A 20,266-nucleotide genomic window follows, 5' to 3' on the forward strand; every position below is an offset into this window, starting at 1 on the left:
AAGTACTATTAAGTAAATTAAAGGCATATCAAATTTTGCTGGCAGGAAAAGAGCAGAAAAAACGTCAAAATCATTAAGGGAGGACTGGAATGAAAACAAAAAGATTTTTATTAAAGAAGGCTCTAAGCATTTTCTTAGTTACAGGAATGGTTGTGGGCAGCTTTGGAGGAAACATATCAGTTGTACATGCAGAGGATACTTCTGTATCGGGTGGAATATATGAGTCGGTAGCAATCAGAACTGTTGGTTTCAATACAGCTGCTGAATGGCTTTTAGGCAACAATAATGCAAGCGGTGCGTCTGGACATGATGTACTTGTAGCTGGAAATCAGGATGGTTGGTCCATACCACTTAGTTATACAGACATTGATGGCGGTACGATGACCTTATCCAACCTAAATGGATCTGTATTCGGCACTGCCAGAAATTCAGTTGTTACATTTGAAATTCCCAGAGAACTTCCGGCTGAAAATATCGAGTCTGTGGAGCTTGATCTAACCATTAGAAATGTTCAGCAAATAGCAGCAGGAGCCAGAATGGGTGTGTATGGAAACAGTTTGACACATCCATGGAATGAAACCAGTGATAAAACTATCTTTGGTGCGAATGGTACTGCTTCAGGACTTGATCAATTGGACTTGCTTGGGTTTACAGATGCAATAACAGTGGGTACTACTTCTACTACTCCGGTTGATTCCGGTCAGACGGTTTCACTTAAAAGCAAACTGCTTACAGAATATGTGAGAGGTGTTGTAAATGATCCTGCTTACGAGGAAGGCGAGTTGTCGTTTAGGCTTGCAGGACAGAGCAGGGTGGGTGGCATTCGTGTATATTCGGAATATGCCTCTTTAGAACAACAACCTAAGTTAAGAATTAAATATCTGGAGAAACCCCAGCCCTCCCAAATAGAGGCGGTGAGAACGGTTGGCTTCAGTTCGGGAACAGAATTCCTGATGGGAAACGAGTCTGGCAGTAGCGAGTGGAGCGGAAAGGATCTTCTCATAGCAGGATCAGCAAGTAATACATGGAGTATCGCTAACGGGACAACTTTCACAGACAGTGACGGTACGGAGACAGCAATGCCTACTGTGACAGGAACTGCTTTTGGTTCTCCCCGCAACGCAGTTGTTACATTTAAGATTCCTGAGGGGCAGTCAGCGGAAGATATCAAAACGGTAGAACTTGATTTGACAATTAGAAATGTTAAGCAGATAGCACCAGGTGCCAGGCTTGCCGTATATGGAAACAGCTTGACACAGTCATGGAATAAACAAAGCAGTAAAACTGTTTTTGGTGCCAGTAGTGAATCAGGGCTTGATCAATTGGAACTGCTTGGCTTTACGGAGCCTATAACGGCTGGAAATGGAACGGCAAATACTACGACCGTTTCTGGACAGACAATTTCGCTTCGAAGCAATAAACTCATAGAATATGTAAAAAATATTGTAGATCAATCTGGCTATAATGAGTTATCCTTTAGACTTGCCGGTCCTGAAGTGGGAGGCATACGGGTATATTCTGAATATGCGACTTCAGCACCTACGCTTAGGTTTACATATTCAGATGAAACGCTTGAGAATGTTCCTGTTACCATAAAGACAATTGATGAAGAGGGTAATACGTTAATACCTGATTCTACAGTCCAGGTTCAGGAAGGGGAAGAATATACTTATAGTGGTGAGCCGGCACAGATCATTCAAGATGATAATGGTGTTTTCTATCAATACAATCCGGAAGCTTCCGTATTGTCGCTGACAGTTACAAAAGGTATTGACAACGAAATAAAGCTGGTTTACAGCAGACAGGGTGAGGCTGCTCCATTTTCAGGGAATACGGTTACAGAGGAGGGGGCATGGTGCTGGTTTGCAGACCCGCGAGCTCTTCACTATGAGAATCAAGATGGTTCCATTGATATGACTTATATTGGATATATTGATGTTCATGGGGCGATTAAAGCGACCCAGTATAATCATAATACCAAAGAGACCGAGGAGGTTTTAATCCGATCTAATTTTCAGCCGGACGACCATAATAATCCCACATTTTTAATACTTCCTGACGGCAGGGTAATGGTCTTTTATTCACGTCATACCGATGAAAAGTGTTTCTATTACAGAGTTTCCAAAGAAGCAGGAGATATTACTACTTTTGGAAAGGAACATAGACTGGTGACAACACATAATACAACATATCCGTCACCTTTTATATTATCAGATGATCCTGACCATATTTACCTTACGTGGAGAGGAATAAACTGGCATCCAACTTTGGCCAAGCTGTCTATGCCGAACGAAAACGATGAGGTTCAGTTTGTATGGGGTCCAAAACAGGTGGTAAGTTCATCTGTAGGAGGCAGTGTTCGCCCTTATGCAAAATATGTATCGGATGGCAAAAGCAAGATACATATGACTTATACCGCAACCCACCCAGACAATATACATCCTAACCCTATTTATTATTCCTATATTGATGTTACTGACATGACCTTACGCGATAGGAAGGGGAATCGTCTGAGTAACATAGGCAACGCACCATTTGCAATTAATGGGAATGAAACGGATGCTAACTTTGTTGTGAATGATAGAAATACAAGTGGAAGAGGTTGGGTATGGGAGATTGCCCTGGATAATAACGTGCCTGTTATTGCGCTGGTAAAGATCTCTAATGACAAACTTTCTCATGACTATTACTATGCAAAATGGAATGGAACAAGCTGGACCAAGACATTTCTTACCAATGCCGGAGGAAAGTTCCATCCATCAAATACGGAATACTGTTACTCTGGCGGTATGTCGCTGGACAAGGGAAATCCCAAAATCATATATGCTTCCGTGCCTGTTGAAGGAAGCCATGGCAAGGTTTACGAAATTATAAAATATGAAATGAGTGCGGATGGTCAGCAGATAGTTAAAACAACGCAAATCACCAGAGATTCCGTGAAAAACAATGTGCGGCCGTTTGTAGTAAAAAATGCTCATGAAGATGAGTTCCGGCTGCTGTGGTTGAATGGTGATTATTATTATTGGATTGTTGGTAAAAGTTACCCTAATGGGTATCCGACATCGGTCAGAACTGATTTTGATATTCCAAAGCCCAATGATGTAGATACAACTTCCGGCATGTTTATTGGGTATGATTTCAAAACAACTGAGGGCAGTACTGTGGAGGATTCAAAAGGTAATTATAATGCCAGCTTATTGGGGGATGCCACGGTTAAAGAGGGTGTTTTGGAACTTTCTGGCAGCAGCGATGGAATCCAGATCAACGGAGATGTTTTTGCAGACAATGCAATGAAAAGTTTTACCATTAGTATGTATGCAGATATTTCTGAACGCAATTATCTTTCCGGGCATAATTTGAAATTATTTGATTTTGCAGATGGAGCGTTTTCGCTATATGTAAAAGATATTGCTTCTACCGATTCCATGTCACTTCCTGGTCGGCTTCCGGTATTAACTACGGCAGGGGAAGGCGGCAGTACGGAGATTACAAGTACCAATATGTTATCCAATTCAGACTGGAATAAAGACCAAACTGGTGGTACCAGTGGAGCTAAGTCTGTAACAAACATGGGCTGGACACATTTTGCTATTACATATGATGCCGACACAGGACGCACTAAAACATATGTCAATGGCCTGGTTGACACCTCAGGGCTATCAATGAAAGATATGTTGGACAGCATTGGGGGTGGTAGTTATACCATTGGTGGATTTTATGGTCAGATGGCAGATATCAGAGTTTACTCACGTGCACTTGGTCAATATGAGGTGAAAGAAGTCATGGATGAGATTCAGGATCTTCCTAAGGGAGCTATATTCCCATACCTTTCTACTGCAAATTGGGCAACGGTGGACTTGGGTGCTGGAAATACGGAAAGCCAGACAATGGAATTTGTTGTAAAACCGCTAGAGACCAAGCAGGATGGCGCAATTTTTTATACAGGACAGGCAGCAACCTTAAGCGATTGGGGGCATGCGCCAATTGTGATCAGGTTGAACACGAACGGATACTTTGATGCAAGAAATGGTGGGGCTTATACGGCGACCAACCAGATTGCATATGAAGCAAACCAGGAATATGAAGTGAAAGTAACGGTTGATGTGCCGGCAAAGAAATACAGCGTATATATTAATGGACAGATATTAGCACTTGATTTTGCATTCAGAACAGGCGCACAAACAATCACCGACATTGGTAAATTATGTGCTAGGGGTGGAGCGTCAGCAGCAGCAGGCAAGTTTATGATTATGAACCACAAGATTGGAAAACCTGAAGGGGTTCAAACTCGCACGGTTACCTTCGATGCAAACGGCGGAAGCGTAAATCCAGCCAGTATGACGGCAGAAGTAGGTAAGACATTGAGTCTGCCAACGCCAACGCGTGCGGATTACCGGTTTACAGGATGGTACACAGAAGCAATAGGAGGAACACCGGTAACAAATCAGACGATTATCCAGGAAGATATGACTCTTTATGCACAGTGGACGGAAATTGCAGGAAGTGTCTGGGAACCTTATCCCTCCACGGCAAACTGGAACAGTGTGGATCTAGGCAGCGGTCACACAGGAAATCAGACCATAGAATTTGTCGTAACACCATTAGAGGCAAAGCAGGATGGATCCATTTTCTTCACAGGACAGAATACTTTGCTGAGTGACTGGGGACATGCACCTATTGCGATCAGATTCTTTACGAATGGATACTTTGAGGCAAGAAACGGCGGCTCTTATATGGCAACGAATCAAATTGCATATGAGGCGAATGAGTCCTATACAGTAACGGTTGATATCGATTTGGAGAATAAGAAATACAATGTATATGTAACGGGCTCTGATGGAGAAAAGCAGTTGTTGGCAGCAGGCTTTGACTTCAGAACAGGTGCACAGCAAATCACGGATATCGGTAAAGTATGCGCCAGAGGGGGAGCAGGTGTAGCGGAAGGTAAGTTTGTTATTGAAGACCTTACTATACAGGCCGGGTCTGAACTGGAAGTTTTCCATACAGTAACCTTCAATGCAAATGGTGGAAGCGTATCTCCGGACAATATGCTTATTCCGTCAGGGGGAACCTTGGATTTGCCGATTCCAACACGCAGCCACCATGAATTTAAGGGATGGTTTACTGCAAGTACAGGTGGGAATCCGGTGACAAATGAGACGACATTCAAACAGGATACAACGATTTATGCCCACTGGGAAATCCAGACATATACCATAACTCTTGATGCTCATGGAGGTGAAGTGACGCCTGCCATTATGACAGTAGAATCAGGAAAAACTTTGTCCTTACCAACACCAACGCGTGATGGTTACAGGTTTAAAGGCTGGTTTACAGAGGGAACGGGAGGAACACAGGTAACAAACCAGACGGTATTTACCCAGAGTATGGTGCTTTATGCCCGCTGGGAAGATATATATACTATAGTGTTGGATGCAAATGGAGGTAAAGTGACGCCAGCCAGTATGACGGTGGAATCAGGGCAAACCTTGTCTTTGCCGACACCAATGCGTGATGGTTACAGTTTTGAAGGCTGGTTTACAGAGGCAACGGGAGGAACACAGGTAACAAACCAGACAGTATTTTCCCGGAGTATAACGCTTTATGCCCGCTGGGTAATGCAAAAAGCTGTGGTTCACACGGTGATCTTCGATGCAAATGGAGGAAAGGTAGCGGTTACTAGCATGGTTGTAGAATCAGGAAAAACATTGAAACTTCCAATAGCAAACTTTGGGGGATATAAGTTTAATGGTTGGTTTACCGCGAAAACCGGTGGGGAAAAAGTAACAGATGGAACTGCTATTCATAGGGATATGACAGTTTATGCACAATGGACGCGAGATTCTCTTAGGATCGGAGAAGGATTTACGGCTGATAGCTTTAAGTATAAAGTAATAAAGGCTGGTCAGGTAGAATTACTAGGATTTGCAACAAGCAGTAAGGTAAAATCAGTAGTTATACCAGCTACTATTACCGCTCCTTCTACAATAGAAACATATAAAGTGGTATCCATTGCTCCCAATGCATTTAGTAATAATAAAGCGATTACCGCAGTAACTATCGGCAAAAATGTAACTACTATAGAAAAGAGTGCTTTTGCTAAATGCACTGCCTTGAAAACGGTTAAAGGTGCAAAAGCAGTTAAAGCAATAGAGAATAATGCATTTATGGGATGTAAGAAGTTGACAAATGTTTCAACAATGGGCAAGCTGGTTAAGATTGGTGAAAGTGCATTCAAGGGGTGCAGTGCAATTAAAAAATTTACCATCGGCAAATCAGTGACTTCAATTGGTAAAAAGGCGTTTTATAAATGCAAACGGCTGTCCAAAATAATTATTAAGTCGGCAAAACTTAAAAAGGTAGGTAATAAAGCAATTGCGGGAATCCGAAAGAATGCAGTGCTGAAAGTTCCTTCAAAGAAGATGAGTAAATATAGAAAATATTTTAATGCAAAAACAGGCTATAAAAAGACTATGAGGATTATGAAATAGTGTTTAAGTAATTGGATATTTACACTTGCTTAATGCTCACATCAGCTGAATTAGTTATATCTTAGTACCGTATGACGCGTAAGTTTCCATTTGAAAAGTATGGCAGCGTTATGCGGTATTTATTGAGTTTCTCTATAATATTTGTGCCTGCTATTTGCTTGAAACAAGTTTTGATAGTCTGCTTTATATGGTATAATTAAATAGTTGTCAGGTTACTATAAAATTCAGGTTTTTTAGTGAAGGGGGTTAACGAATATGAGAAAGATTGTGAAATTTATGATATTACTTTTTTTAATGATATCATTATCTTTAGTTGTAGTAAGTTGTGACAGGGGATATAAAATAATAAGTGATGAATCTGAAGAGGTCAACAAGGACATTGTTTTGGAAGTGTTTTCTTGGCAGGATGAAGAAGAAAATTTAAATCTTCTAGCAGAAAAATTTATGGAAACACATCCCGAAATTATAATTCACACTAATTTTATACCTATTTCAGAGTATGAGCAGCAAATGCTTCTTTTAAAAAATAGAGATAAGCAAGTAGACTGTATTTTTAATCCCAGTCTTCCGGCTGCGTTGGTATTGAAGAATAAAAACATTTTGAAAAATCTGGATTCCTGGGGGGAGATAGTAGATGAGGAGCATTATGGTAAATGGTATGGAGAAGGAGAGGATATCTGTGCTTCTTATATGCTTCCCTATCGAATGAGCCGATGGGCAGTTTTTTATAATAAGACTCTTTTTGATAAAATGGGGGTGGCATATCCACAAGACGATTGGACATGGGAAGAGTATGCGGATATAGCGAAGCGCCTTAGTGGTGAAATTGATGGTGAAAAAATATATGGATCCATGAGTTTTGCACCGAATAATACATGGTGGCGCGTTCCGGCAAGAACAGCGGGAGCCAATGACCCGATGAAGAAGGAAGATCTGAATGAATTTCGTAAAGCGGCTGAGTGGTGTTATTATTTGACCTATGACTTGAAGGCACAGATGCCCTACACAGAACATTCAGGGGTGGTAAGTTCTGACTATAATGGCATGTTTTTAAATGGAAATATTGGTATGTATTATAGTGGTGATTGGTCACTGCAGTTTTTAAACGGCCGAATAAAGGATGAATCTTTGGATTTTGATTATGATATAGCACCCATGCCTCACTGGGAAGGAAAAGATTCTTATGTAATATCAGATGCAGCGGTTATTTCAATGGCTGAGTCTACACGTTACCCAGAGGAGGCTATGGACTTTATGAAGTTTGTTGTGGGTGCTGAAGGGGCGAAAATCCTTGCCCAGAATAGCATGATACCGGCATGGAATTCAGAAGAAATTATTGAAATCTTTCGACAGACAGAAAATATGCCTGAACATGTAGATAATCTTTTTGGAAAAGGTAAAATTTCAAGTGTACCGGCCAATATCCTCTATCATGAGGCACTTGCAATTGCTAAAGACGAGGTTCGATTATATTTGATAAAGGAACAGAGTATTGATCAAACTTTTCAAAATATTAACGCGAGGATAGCAGTGCTAAAACAGGAATAAATTTGGAAGAGAAGGAGGCGGGTATTAATTATGAAACGAACAAGCTCCATAACAATTCGATTTCTTGTATATTTAATTGGAATTATTGTATTATCTAATCTGATTACGTTTGCCATTAATTATTTTGTAGTGCAAAATAATATGAGGATTCAGTCTGTGGATATGGGACGCAACCTAATGGAATCCAATCTTACAATGATGGAGCAGTATTTCGGGGATATTGATAACATAGCTGATTCGATTATCTATAATTACGAAGTAATTCAGTTTATGAAAAGTGAACAAGATAAGGTGCAGGATTTGAAGTTTTTGGATGGGATAGTGAGCTTATATTATAATTCAAGACCAGATTTACAGATTATCTTTTACAAAGAGAGAAATTATAATAACAAATATTCAATTAATAATAATGTGACTTCGAATTTTGACTTTAGAGATTTTGAATGGTATCAACAATTTGCGGAAAGTAGCATTGATAAGAGTATAATTGTCAATAACACCGATGAAGATGGTAAGGCATTTGTTCATTCCATTATTTATCGGATTAGAGATGTATACGGAGAGAACACAGTGGGATACTTAGGTATTGATATAGACTTAACTTCATTAAAAGAAAGATTCCTTCACAATTATACAAAGATTGCAGGAACTACAATTTCGGATTTTGAAGGAAAAGTACTTTTTTATGATAAAATGGTTGTAAAAGTCCCCGATGCGGCATACCAAAAGCCAGGAAAAGATATTTATGAAACAAAAGACTATATCATGTGTTATGGTATTTCAGAAAATACAGGATGGCGATTGTGTATAGCTATGTCAAAACAGGAAATTTTCAAGAATCAGGGCGAGATGGTAAAAATCTTAGCATTTGCGTTGCTTTTAATTATAGCTGCAACTATTTTGGCTTCGAAAAAATTTTTTGTGATTATCACAGAAAATTACAGACGTTTAGTTGAAGGAATGAAAAGGGTAAAGCAGGGGAATTTGACAACTCAGGTTAAAACAGGTACACCGGATGAAATCAACTTTTTAATTGAGGAATTCAATGAGATGATGAAAAATGTTGATGAATTGGTCAAAATGGTGGAATCAAAACAGATTTTACTCAAAGAAGCGGAAATCAAAGCACTGCAGCAACAAATTAATCCCCATTTCATGTTCAATATTATGGAAACGATCATGGGACTGGCTAGAGTTGGAATGGATGAAGCTATTATAACGGTAAGCAAATGTATGAGCAACATGCTCCGCTATAATACACGTTTTGGCAATATTACAGTATTAAAAGAGGAGTTAAAGCAAGTCCAGAATTATGTTCAGGTGTTAAAAATAAGGTTTGAAGACAAGTTTGAAGTATTTTATGATATAGATGAAGAATGTCTTGATTTCCAGATTGTTAAATTCACTTTGCAGCCATTAGTAGAAAATGCACTTTCCCATGGACTTAGTGAGAAGAAAGCAGGAGGTATGTTAAGGATTCGAGTGAAGTTGGAAGGGCAATTCATATCCATAATGGTTTTTGACAATGGAGCCGGAATACCCAGTGACCAATTGGCAGAATTGGATGAACGCTTGAAGGCTACCTCAGAACATCCTTTGGAGTATATTGAACGTTATAAGAGTCTGGGAGTTCTGAATGTTCATTTGAGGCTAAAGCTTTATTATGGGAAAACATATAGTATGGAAATATTTAGTAAAGAAGGAAAGGGAACCTGTATATCCATTAAAATACCGTCAATTCCGGAATTGGCGGAAAATTTAAATTCTGAAAGTTTGGAGTGAATTATAATGTACAAAGTAATGATTGTTGATGATGAAAAATATATAAGGATTAGTATTCGCTATAAAATAGACTGGGAACACTTCGGCTTTATGGTTGAGGCCGAAGCACAAAACGGTCAGGAGGCGTTAGATATTATAAGTCAGATTCAGCCAGATGTTGTATTAGTGGACATTAAAATGCCAGAGATGGATGGAATGACTTTTATTAAAGTAGCAAGTAATTTACATCCCCAATGTATTTTTGTAGTTATGAGTGCGTATAATGATTTCACATATGCAAAAAGTGCTCTGAAATTTGGAGTAATGGATTATCTTTTAAAACCAATTGAGGAAGAAGAATTGACCACACTTTTAAAAAAAATTTTGTATATTAAAAATGAAGAGTGGCTTAGGAAGCAAACTTGGGATTTAAAACAGAATAAGAAAATGTTTATCCGTGGTAATGTGGTGTCTATAGCATTTTATTTAGAAGAGAGCGAAGAGACTGGGAGAATTATTAAAGCGGAAATAGAGGAATGTGCCTTAAGTTTAGAAGAAGATTTAATAGTGTATTATTTAGAAGACTTTTCGATTAGCGATTGTTATGTATATTTTATTAATGCTGATAAACTGAATAATGAACTCATCCATCAATTGATTGAAAGGGTATGGAATGTTATACCAAATAAAAAAGGGGTGGCAGTATATTCAGAAATACGTGAAAATGCCGAGGCAAGGGCTATAGTTATACAAAGCATTAGTAGTCTTAAAAAAAAGATATTTTATCCAGATAGACGAATTTTAGCCAATAACTTACCAGATGAAAAAATATCCTTGGAGAAGAAAAAGATATTTCAGAAAAAGATATCGAACATATTACAGTGGGGGTATCGAAAAGAGTATGACACAGCTCTATATGATTTAGCGGATGTTATTGATAATACAATAAAAAAGGAATATTCTGTTGAAATAATTGAGGAATTCGTTAATGATATTCTAACTTTATTTAGATACCTTATGGTGGAATTTAATGACGATACAGACTTTAACATTATCTTCCACAAGCTTAAGAATAAGGATTATTTACTTAAATATCATTCAGAATCAGAATTAAAAGGTAATCTAACATATCTGGCAGAGCAGATATTTAACTCACTACGCAGCACACAGAGTGATGACGTTATTAGTAAAATCAAAGCATATATTAAAGCAAATTATTCCAATAATTTAAACGTATCTGATATTGCACGAAAATTTTATTTAAACAGCAACTATTTATCTACAATTTTTAAAGAAAAAACTGGGATAAATCTTATCTCTTATATAGAGGGAATACGGATGGAAGAAGCCAAGAGGCTATTAGTGGGAAGTAATTTGACAATCAGTGAGGTAGCCCTGAAAACAGGATATTTAGATCCCAGTTACTTTTCAAAAGTGTTTAAGAAATATGCAGGACTTACTCCACGACAGTTTCGGGAAAAAGAACGAAGAGCCACCGCAAAATAATTTGCGGTGGCTCTTCGTTTGCGTGCGAAAGTCCTTAATCTGTCTTGGCAGTGGGAAAGAATGCGTTCTTACCTGGGAAAAACAATTACCTACCTGCTACTCGATTATAATTTAATTATAAATAACATGAGAATATTCTTATGTTTTTCCAATAATTTTACTGCCCTGTTTTAGAATGTTTTGTTAAAATTAAAATATGTAAGTTTTGGGATTTACAAAAAGGAAGGGGAAAGAGAATATGAAAAAAGTAAAAAAAATTGTAGCGTGTTTCCTTGCTTGTGTTTTAGCGTTACAAGGATTGGGTATGGGGAAAATATATGCTGCACCGGATACGGAGTCTGAGGGTAACACGGCAGAGGATATTCTGGAGCTTGTGGAGACTGTGGAACGTAGTTCCTACACCATACGCGGAACTATAGGGGGGACCGGTAGCCAGAGTGAGCTTAGCTCTAATCGTGTTATCATAGGAACAAATGTAACAAGCGAGACAGGAAACAAACAATCGGCACCCTCTATTTTAGGTGATACAGTATCCGAGGGCATTGGTGGATATAATCCACGTGTGGGATGCTTGCAGTTTCCATTGTCGTCAGAGGATTTAGCCCTTGAATTTGCAGAGGATGCAGAAGCAACGGTTACTTTAAAGTTAAATTCTACCGGGCTGCCGGATGCAAATCAATTTTTCCGTATGGCTTTGTATGAGACTAGTAATCCGGATGCAGTAACACCGTCAAATGAGGCTACATATAGTGCTAGAAATGGATATTCATATGAAGCTGCAATGTGGAGTGATAAGAAAATAGCCAACGGAACACCGGCGGCAGGTTTTGCAGTTGGAGAAGAAGACATTAGCTTTAATGTTAAAAATGCATTGACAAATGCAATAGATGAAAATAAGACAGGATTTATACTGCGTGCACAAACACCGGCGGCAGGTTGTCGTATTTACAATGAGAATAGTGCTGCACCACCGCTGTTATCTATAAAAATACCAACCTCTGTTACGGTGACTTGTTATGATGATGCTGGCAATTCTCTTATATCATATACAGGGGATGATGCATATGCTTACGGAGGATATTCCTGCAGCCCTAAACAGGAAATAAGCGTAGGGGATAAAAAATATGTATACAGTTCCGGAAATATTAAAAATATAACATCTATTTCTAAAATATCAGCAAACGGAACGGGTAATCAGATTAAGCTTTACTATGAAGAGGTTATTGAAAATCCCCCAAATCCTCAGGTAACATCGGAGGTTGATTTGTCTTATACAGAATATGACCGTCAAGTACTCAAAGTGGACGGGGAGCCGTTTTTTTATAATGGGATACAAATTCGTATTGATAAACTAAAAGATGTTTATAAATTTACAGATGATCAAATTAAAAATCTCTTTCAAGTAGCCAAAGATGATGGCTTCACGGTTGTAAATGCCCAAATTCGGTGGTCTGATATCCAACCGGATCAGAGTGTAAAAGCTACTGAGAGTACCTATATCTCAGGAGCAGATGCCACAGCAAATTTCGCAGCAGAGGATCATCTGAAAATCGAATATGATGCAGAGGGGATAAACCATTCACTGGGGTACATCAAATTTGATATAGCAGAGTTAAAAAAACAGCAAGCCAAGTGGGATGGTGCTAAAATCAGATTCTATGGAGGCGGCACCGGACAAAAATTAAATGTTTATGGACTGGAAGATGACAGTTGGGATGCCGAAACGCTTAATTGGGATAATGCCCCAGGACACAGCGGGTATACAGTAGAAGGAAGCGGAGTTCATGTACTGAGTGTTTCGCCCGAATATGATAAGGTGAACGATGTCAACTATTATGATTTTGATGTTACGGATTTTGTTAATGCGTATGGTGATGACGGAACGGTAAGCCTTGTTCTTCAGGCGGCAGAGGATGTGTCAGGAACAATTCAATTTGACAAAACGTGGACCGAATTGGTGGTATCCCAGAAGGATGTGTATGACTGGAGCTATCTGGATAAGGTGATTGGATGGGCGGAAGATGCGGGAATCAAATTAGAAATTCTGTGGTTCGCAACAGATACCTGCAGTGTCACAATTGACAGCCGTGTTCCTTTGTATGTTTTTAATAATTATCAGAAAAGCTTGACGGATGAAGAACTTCCGTTTTTCAAGAAACAATCCGGTGATCCGGGGGTAAGGATTACCGGTACATATTGGTACCTGATGTGTAAAAATGATATGGATTTAAGGGCAAAAGAAAAGCAGGTTATTAAGGATATGTTTGACCATGTGGCCAGGTACAATGCTTCAGCAAGTATTAAAAACACGATTATTGGCTGTCAGGTGGCAAATGAACCTCAAATTGGAAAATTACATGGTAGTTCTGTTAAAAACTCAAATGGACAGACAGTTCCTCATTGCATGTGTGATAATTGTATCTCGTTGAAAGGGAGCATGGGTAATCAGGCGTTTCGTGATAAGACTATGTGGGAATATACCAATAATCTTGCGGCCGGGGTGAAAGAATCTGATTATTCAGTGTGGACAAGAATAAATAATGTTCAGGGTACAGATGCAGAAGGGGTTGCTTATAATGAACAAATGCGGGCAACTACCGGAACCAATGTGGATTACATTGGTATTGACCCCTATGGACAGGGGCTGAACTATTTTTATAACCTGGGACATTCGTCAATATATGCAAGGTTCGGCAATCTGCCGATGGTTATGGAAATGGGTGGTGAAGATGATCGTACACCTAAGTTTATTATGAAAACGCTGGCAGGAGGAGGTTTTTACAACGTCTATGATCTATGCAGTCCGGACGGTCATTCCTTATATGATGGAGGAGTTGGGCAGGGGGATAATATTCAGCCTCATGGTGCTTATGTAGAGGAATTGAGAAATACAAATAAAATGCTCAATAAAATATCTTATGATCTGGCAGTCAGAAGACCGGATGGAGCTTTTGGAACTACTTTGAAGTATTTTAATGATACAGGTACTGCCGCAGAAGAAATAACAAAACAAATCCGGGGAATTGACGTTACTTACAAAACGGATAATGGCGGCACAGGAATTGCAATTGAAAAGAACTCAAAAGAGATTTCGCTGGTAAGTACAACGGCATCAAAGTTTACGCTGAAGGGATTGGGAAATTATCAGGTTGAGACGGTAGAAGAGGGTTATTATGAAGGACAGCAATGGGTGAAAACGAACGATTTATCGTATCAGGCAGGGACCAACCTTGTTATTGACATGCCTGCATATGGATGTGTTAGAGTTACTACTCAAAAAGTAATTCCGGCAAGTCAGTCACAAATAAATTATGAAGCAGAAATGTTATCTTATCATCTGTCAGAGGGCGTAACAAATGAAGTCTGGAATGATGGAGCAAGTAATGGCTATTGGGTCAAAGTATTTCCAAATGAAGTGGGAGACTTCGTAGAATTTACTCTCAATGTTCCAAACAAAGCTAAGTATCAGGTATATACCGGTTATCGTGCAGGTGGAACCAGAGGTACGGTACAGCTTTCCATTGATAACGAAGAGTATGGAACACCGATTGATATGTATCGTTCTAATGCCGGTTATCTTGAAGCATCAGCAGGAACGCTAAACCTTGAAGGAAAGCACACCTTTCGTTATACGCTGACAGACAAAAATACCGGCAGCACAGGCTTTGATATGGGCTTTGATTATATTAAGCTTATTCCTGAAGAAGAGGTTAATGAAATCTATTCCGTTAATATTAATCAAAGTGTCGGTGGTAAGATTACAGCAAACCCAATGAAAGCAGAAAAAGGGCAAGAGGTAAAACTGACAGTGACTCCTAATTCAATGTATAAAGTTACCGATCTTTGTATAAACGGAAATTCAGTTTTCGGTGCTTCTTTGCTCGATGCAGACGGGACAGTTACTTATACGTTGCCGGATGTTCAGTCAGATATAAATGTAACGGCCGGTTTTGCATTAATGAATAATGACGAAGGAGGCTTTGCATTATTTGACGGAAATATTGTTTCGGACATTTATGTTTCAGATGACGATTTTTCTCAGATCAAGCGTGCGGCTGGGGATCTGAAAGAGGATATAAACAGTGTTACGGGTAATATGCCGGAGATAAAGACGAGTGGAAGTGCCCCGTTAATGATCATAGCCGGTTCAGTTGAGAAAAACCAGATAATTCAGGATCTGATGGCTGCCGGCAAATTGGATGAGGTAAAGGATCTGCAAGGAAAATGGGAAGCATTTGTCATGAAAGTGGTTGACAATCCTGTGGCTGGCTGTGATAAAGCGTTAGTTATTGCCGGAAGTGACAAGCGTGGTACGATTTACGGCATTTATGAAATGTCTCAACAGATGGGGATTTCGCCATATCACTGGTGGGCGGATGTTGCTCCGGTAGAGTTGGATAAAATCATTTTACATGACGGGTTAATTAAAAAAGAGGGTGAACCAACGGTAAAATATCGAGGTATCTTCATTAATGATGAGCGCAATCTTTGGAATTGGTCGGCTCAGTTTAAGAACGACCTGAAAGATTTGCAGGAAGCAAGTCCAGGCCAGCCTAATGCCGCTGTTTACAAAAAAGTATATGAACTGCTGTTACGATTAAAGTTGAATGCTCTATGGCCAGCCATGCATGAATACAGTGATGAATTTAATAAATATACTTACTCGAATGGAGAAATAACCAAGTTTGATCCGAATGGTATACCAATTAATGCCTATTGGGCAAACGAATATGGGATTATGATGGGTAGTTCTCATTGTGAACCGATGCTTAGCAATAGCGTTGATGAGGCTTGGGATATTTGGAAGGAACAAAATGCTGCCAAGTATGGAAGGAATCTTTCCTATGATTATACTAAAAATCCAGATGCACTCCTGGCTTATTGGCGTGAGCGTGTTGAGTCAAATAAGGAATTTGATAATATTTATACATTAGGTATGCGGGGAAGACACGATGGCGGCTTGTCCTTTGGTGGTTTGACAAATCCGACTACAGCACAGAAGGTGGCGGTATTAGAGGAAATCATCACCGAGCAGCGTAAAATACTTGTGGATGTACTTGGCAAACCTATTGAAGAGATACCGCAAGTCTTCATCCCTTATAAAGAGGTGGCCGACTTATATAATGCGGGGCTGCAAGTACCGGAAGATGTAATCCTCATGTGGGCAGAAGATAATCACGGTCAACTGCGTCAGGTACCTACCGAAGCAGAGAGGACGCGTTCGGGAGGAGCAGGTATTTATTACCACGTTTCTTACTGGGGGAGTCCGAGAAGTTATCTATGGATTAATACAACGCCGCTTTCCCATATGTATGAGGAATGTAGAAAAGCCTATGATACCGGGGCTGCTAACTATTGGATCTTGAATGTTGGCGATATTAAGCCATCAGAGATATCGCTGGAATTCTTTGCGGAAATGGCACGGGATATTAATAAATATGACGACAGCAATATATCAAATTATGTGCAGAAGGTTGCCAGCCGGGATTTTCTGGCAGATGAAGAAACCGCAAATGAGATCTCGGATATTATGAACAAATATTATCAGTATAACATAGCCAAACGACCAGAGTTTCAAGGTTACGAGAACAGCGATGGGGCAAGTTTATTCAGTCTGATTAATTATGGTGATGAGGGGCAGATACAAGTGAATCGCCTAAATGATTTGTTTAACCGTGCAAAAGATATTTATGAAAACATGGACCCGGTGCGGAAAGATGCCTTTTATGAAATGGTTTACTATCCGATCAGAGTTAGTAAATTTATGCTGGAAAAGAATATCTATCACCAGAAGCATGAATTATATGCAAAACAAGGCAGATATGCAAGCGTGATCGCTTATGCGGATGCATCTAAAGCAGCATACCAAAGCTATCAGGATGACCTCAAATATTTTAACAATGATCTGCAGAATGGGAAATGGAATAAGATTATCAATCCAAATGTGGATTGGATTCCACAGATCAAAGGAGTACTAAGTTACACTTATCCAACTATTGCCGGAACCGGCCTTGGCACGGTTTGCGAAGGTCAGGAGACAGGTAATGAAAACATAACGCTCAAGTTTTCATCTTTAACAAATGACAGGCGTTTCCTTGATGTATTTACGAAGGGTAAGGAAGCAGGGGGGTGGACAATTACACCAAGCAGTGATTTCATCAAACTGTCCAAGTCATCCGGAAATGTGCAGGTGGAAGAACGCGTCTGGATATCTATAGATTGGGATAAATTGTCATCCGGAGTTACAAACGGAACAGTCAGAGTGACCGGGCCAGGCCTGGATAAGACATTTAATGTCTCGGCTGAGAAAATAGATAATAACACCATTACGAATGCAGATTACGTGGAAGCGAACGGATATGTGGCAATTGAAGCAGAACATTTCAGCAGAAGCATTGCCGCAGGGGGCAGTGAGTGGAAGCTGGTTAAGAACTGGGGACGTGTGGGTGATTCTATGCGTGTATATCCGGATGTCGCACGTCGGATTGATATTACCGAGGCTGATTTTATGACAAAGTCAGCAAGACTGGAATATAAGGTATACTTTAAGACGGCAGGGACACATAAGGTAACATTATACCGCAACCCAACATTGAACGAAGGTTCTGAAAATGGTGTGACTCGTTCGGCCAGAACAGCTATTGGAATTAATAACTCGATACCTGTGTTGGCAAGAGGAAGTGCCCAAACCAGCGCTGGCGGGTGGAAAAAAATGGTACTTGAACATACCGATAAGATTACCGAGGCAAGTATTACAGTTCCGTCAGCAGGTGTTCATACACTGGCAGTATATAAGTCTGATCCAAGCATCGGCTTTGACCGTATTGTAGTAAATACCGGAGGTGAAGTGACTTCCTATTACGGGCCGCCGGAAAGCTATAATTCCAAATATGCCTCTGAAATAACACCAGCACCAATATCCTTGTTGCCGGAAAACCTTGATGAACTTTATTTAGCTTCTGACTATGAGGCACCTGATCGGCCGGAGCCGGCATATTTTATGGAAAGCTTTAATGAATACACCATTGGTAATTTTACAGATAATAATTTTTGGAACGTATTTGGTACTGGCGGAAGCAACAAGTTGGAAATAGTAGCGAATCCGGCAAATCCCGAAGATAAATTATTGCATATAAACCGATCCTCTGGATCTTTGGGGATATATAACAAGGAAGTGCTGAATCTAAGTGGAGTATTTACAGTTGAAACGCGTTTGAAACGATCATCCACACAAAATAATCAGTATAGTCTCTATACCTATGCGAATAATTATTTCAATACTTCTGCACCGGGAAGTTCCACTAATCCTTCAGCGACTATTGCAATGGTAAATGGTAAAATTCGCAGCCATAATGTTCGTGATGCAAGTACAACTGTTGATGCCGGAAGTTATGCAGCGGATAAGTGGTATCTCATTCAGAACGTTGTAAATATGAATACCGGAACGTATGATTTCTACATAGACGGAGAAAAAGTATTGTCTAATCAGCCATTGCGTACCTGGAATGCAAGTCTTGTTATTGACCGGCTGTCACTTTACGGAGCAGATGCGGACGGTGATTTATACGCTGACTTTATCAATGTCTTTGAGGGTGTGAAAACCGGAACCGCAAGTTTACCATACATATTGGAACTTCAGCAGAGTACCGGCGGCTCATTGACGGCAAGCAGAACGGAGGTAGAGAAGACAGAAGCCGATAAATCTGTGACGCTGACTGCCAAACCGGCGATCGGCTATAGATTTAAAGAGATTAAGCTAAATGGAACCGCAGTCAATGCAACGGAGGGAGCGGATGGAGCGTATACATATACACTGAATGTTGAAAACGATATATCCGTATCGGTGAGCTATGAAAAGCTTACGGAACCGGGCTATTACGGGGTTAATATTCAGCAAAGTGCAGGCGGGTCGGTAACTGCGGATAAAGAGGAAGTGAGAGAAGGTGAAGCCGTGAAATTAACGGTTACTCCGGATATCGGATACAAAGTGAAAGAAATAAGAGTAAATGAGTCGGCAGTCAATGCCACGGCAGATGCCAGCGGTACATTTACGTATACGGTAACCAATGTCACGGAACATTTGACGATAACGGCAAGGTTTGAAGTGTTGGAAGTTCCGGAGCCCACCTATTACACGGTTACGGTTCAGACCAAAGCAGGTGGATTATTGACAGCAGATAAGATGAAAGTAAAAGAAGGTGCTTCTGTTAAACTAACTGCCACACCAACCCCCGGTTACAGGGTTAATGAGATTAAAGTGAATGGGAAAGCGGTTAATGCCACAGCAGATACAAATGGTGTATTCACTTATACGGTGGAGAATGTAATGACAGAACTGACGGTAACAGCAACTTTTGAAAGGTTGGCAGATTCTGATAATCAAAAATTAGTTCCGGGAATGAGTACCACTCATAAGATTGGGTATTTGTGGTACCAAGTAACCAAATCAGCAGAATTAGGTGGAACAGTAATGGTAACAAAGGCTGATACGAAAACCAGAAAAACCATTAAAATTCCTAATAAGGTAAACATCAATGGTTATATCTTTAAAGTGACCGAAATTAAAAAGAAAGCTTTCCAGAAAAATAAGAAGCTGAAAACAGTGAAGGTTGGGGATAATGTTAAGATAATTGGGGCCTCTGCTTTTGCGAATTGTCCGAGACTTAACAAAGTAACGGTTGGAAAGGGACTTACAACAATCAACAGCAAAGCATTTTACAAAGACAAAAACCTCAAAAAACTAATTATTAAAACCAAGAAACTGAAGACGGTAAGAAAGAAGGCGTTTAATGGCATTAACAAGAAAGCGATCATTGATGTTCCGAATAGTAAGGTAAAGAAATACAAAAGAATCTGTAAAAATAAAGGGCAGGCCAAAACAGTAAAGATAAGATAAGGTTTAATATCAGATAAAATATCAGGTAAAATCAAATAGCTTTCTACTATATATCATTATTGTG

The 20,266-nt window shown here is 39.7% G+C and carries 5 protein-coding genes; all 5 read left to right on the top strand.

The window, feature by feature from the left end; all coding sequences use genetic code 11:
- Nucleotides 1-89: 89 nt before the first annotated feature.
- Nucleotides 90-6,491 (top strand): InlB B-repeat-containing protein, encoded by a 6,402-nt coding sequence (locus AC0THY_RS06585; RefSeq protein ID WP_489993643.1) that lies wholly within the window; start codon nt 90-92, stop codon nt 6,489-6,491.
- Between the two features lie 255 nt (nt 6,492-6,746).
- Nucleotides 6,747-8,039, top strand: a complete 1,293-nt coding sequence (locus tag AC0THY_RS06590; protein WP_489993644.1) for an ABC transporter substrate-binding protein — start codon at nt 6,747-6,749, stop codon at nt 8,037-8,039.
- A 30-nt stretch (nt 8,040-8,069) separates the two neighbouring features.
- Nucleotides 8,070-9,821, top strand: coding sequence for a sensor histidine kinase (locus AC0THY_RS06595; RefSeq protein WP_489993645.1), 1,752 nt, complete (start codon nt 8,070-8,072; stop codon nt 9,819-9,821).
- 6 nt (nt 9,822-9,827) lie between these two features.
- Entirely contained in the window at nt 9,828-11,306 is a 1,479-nt protein-coding gene (locus tag AC0THY_RS06600; RefSeq protein WP_489993646.1) for a response regulator, read from the top strand.
- A gap of 238 nt (nt 11,307-11,544) precedes the next feature.
- Nucleotides 11,545-20,202 carry a glycosyl hydrolase 115 family protein gene (locus AC0THY_RS06605; protein WP_489993647.1) on the top strand — a complete coding sequence of 2,886 codons (8,658 nt, stop codon included), beginning with the start codon at nt 11,545-11,547 and terminating at the stop codon, nt 20,200-20,202.
- Nucleotides 20,203-20,266 lie beyond the last annotated feature (64 nt).

It is taken from the genome of Ruminococcus sp. 8Y-12, from assembly GCF_058119865.1.

What these genes read in the sequence shown, in the direction of transcription:
- AC0THY_RS06585 (WP_489993643.1), top strand. Translation starts at nt 90, where the DNA reads ATGAAAACAAAAAGATTTTTATTAAAGAAGGCTCTAAGCATTTTCTTA.
- AC0THY_RS06590 (WP_489993644.1), top strand. Translation starts at nt 6,747, where the DNA reads ATGAGAAAGATTGTGAAATTTATGATATTACTTTTTTTAATGATATCA.
- AC0THY_RS06595 (WP_489993645.1), top strand. Translation starts at nt 8,070, where the DNA reads ATGAAACGAACAAGCTCCATAACAATTCGATTTCTTGTATATTTAATT.
- AC0THY_RS06600 (WP_489993646.1), top strand. Translation starts at nt 9,828, where the DNA reads ATGTACAAAGTAATGATTGTTGATGATGAAAAATATATAAGGATTAGT.
- AC0THY_RS06605 (WP_489993647.1), top strand. Translation starts at nt 11,545, where the DNA reads ATGAAAAAAGTAAAAAAAATTGTAGCGTGTTTCCTTGCTTGTGTTTTA.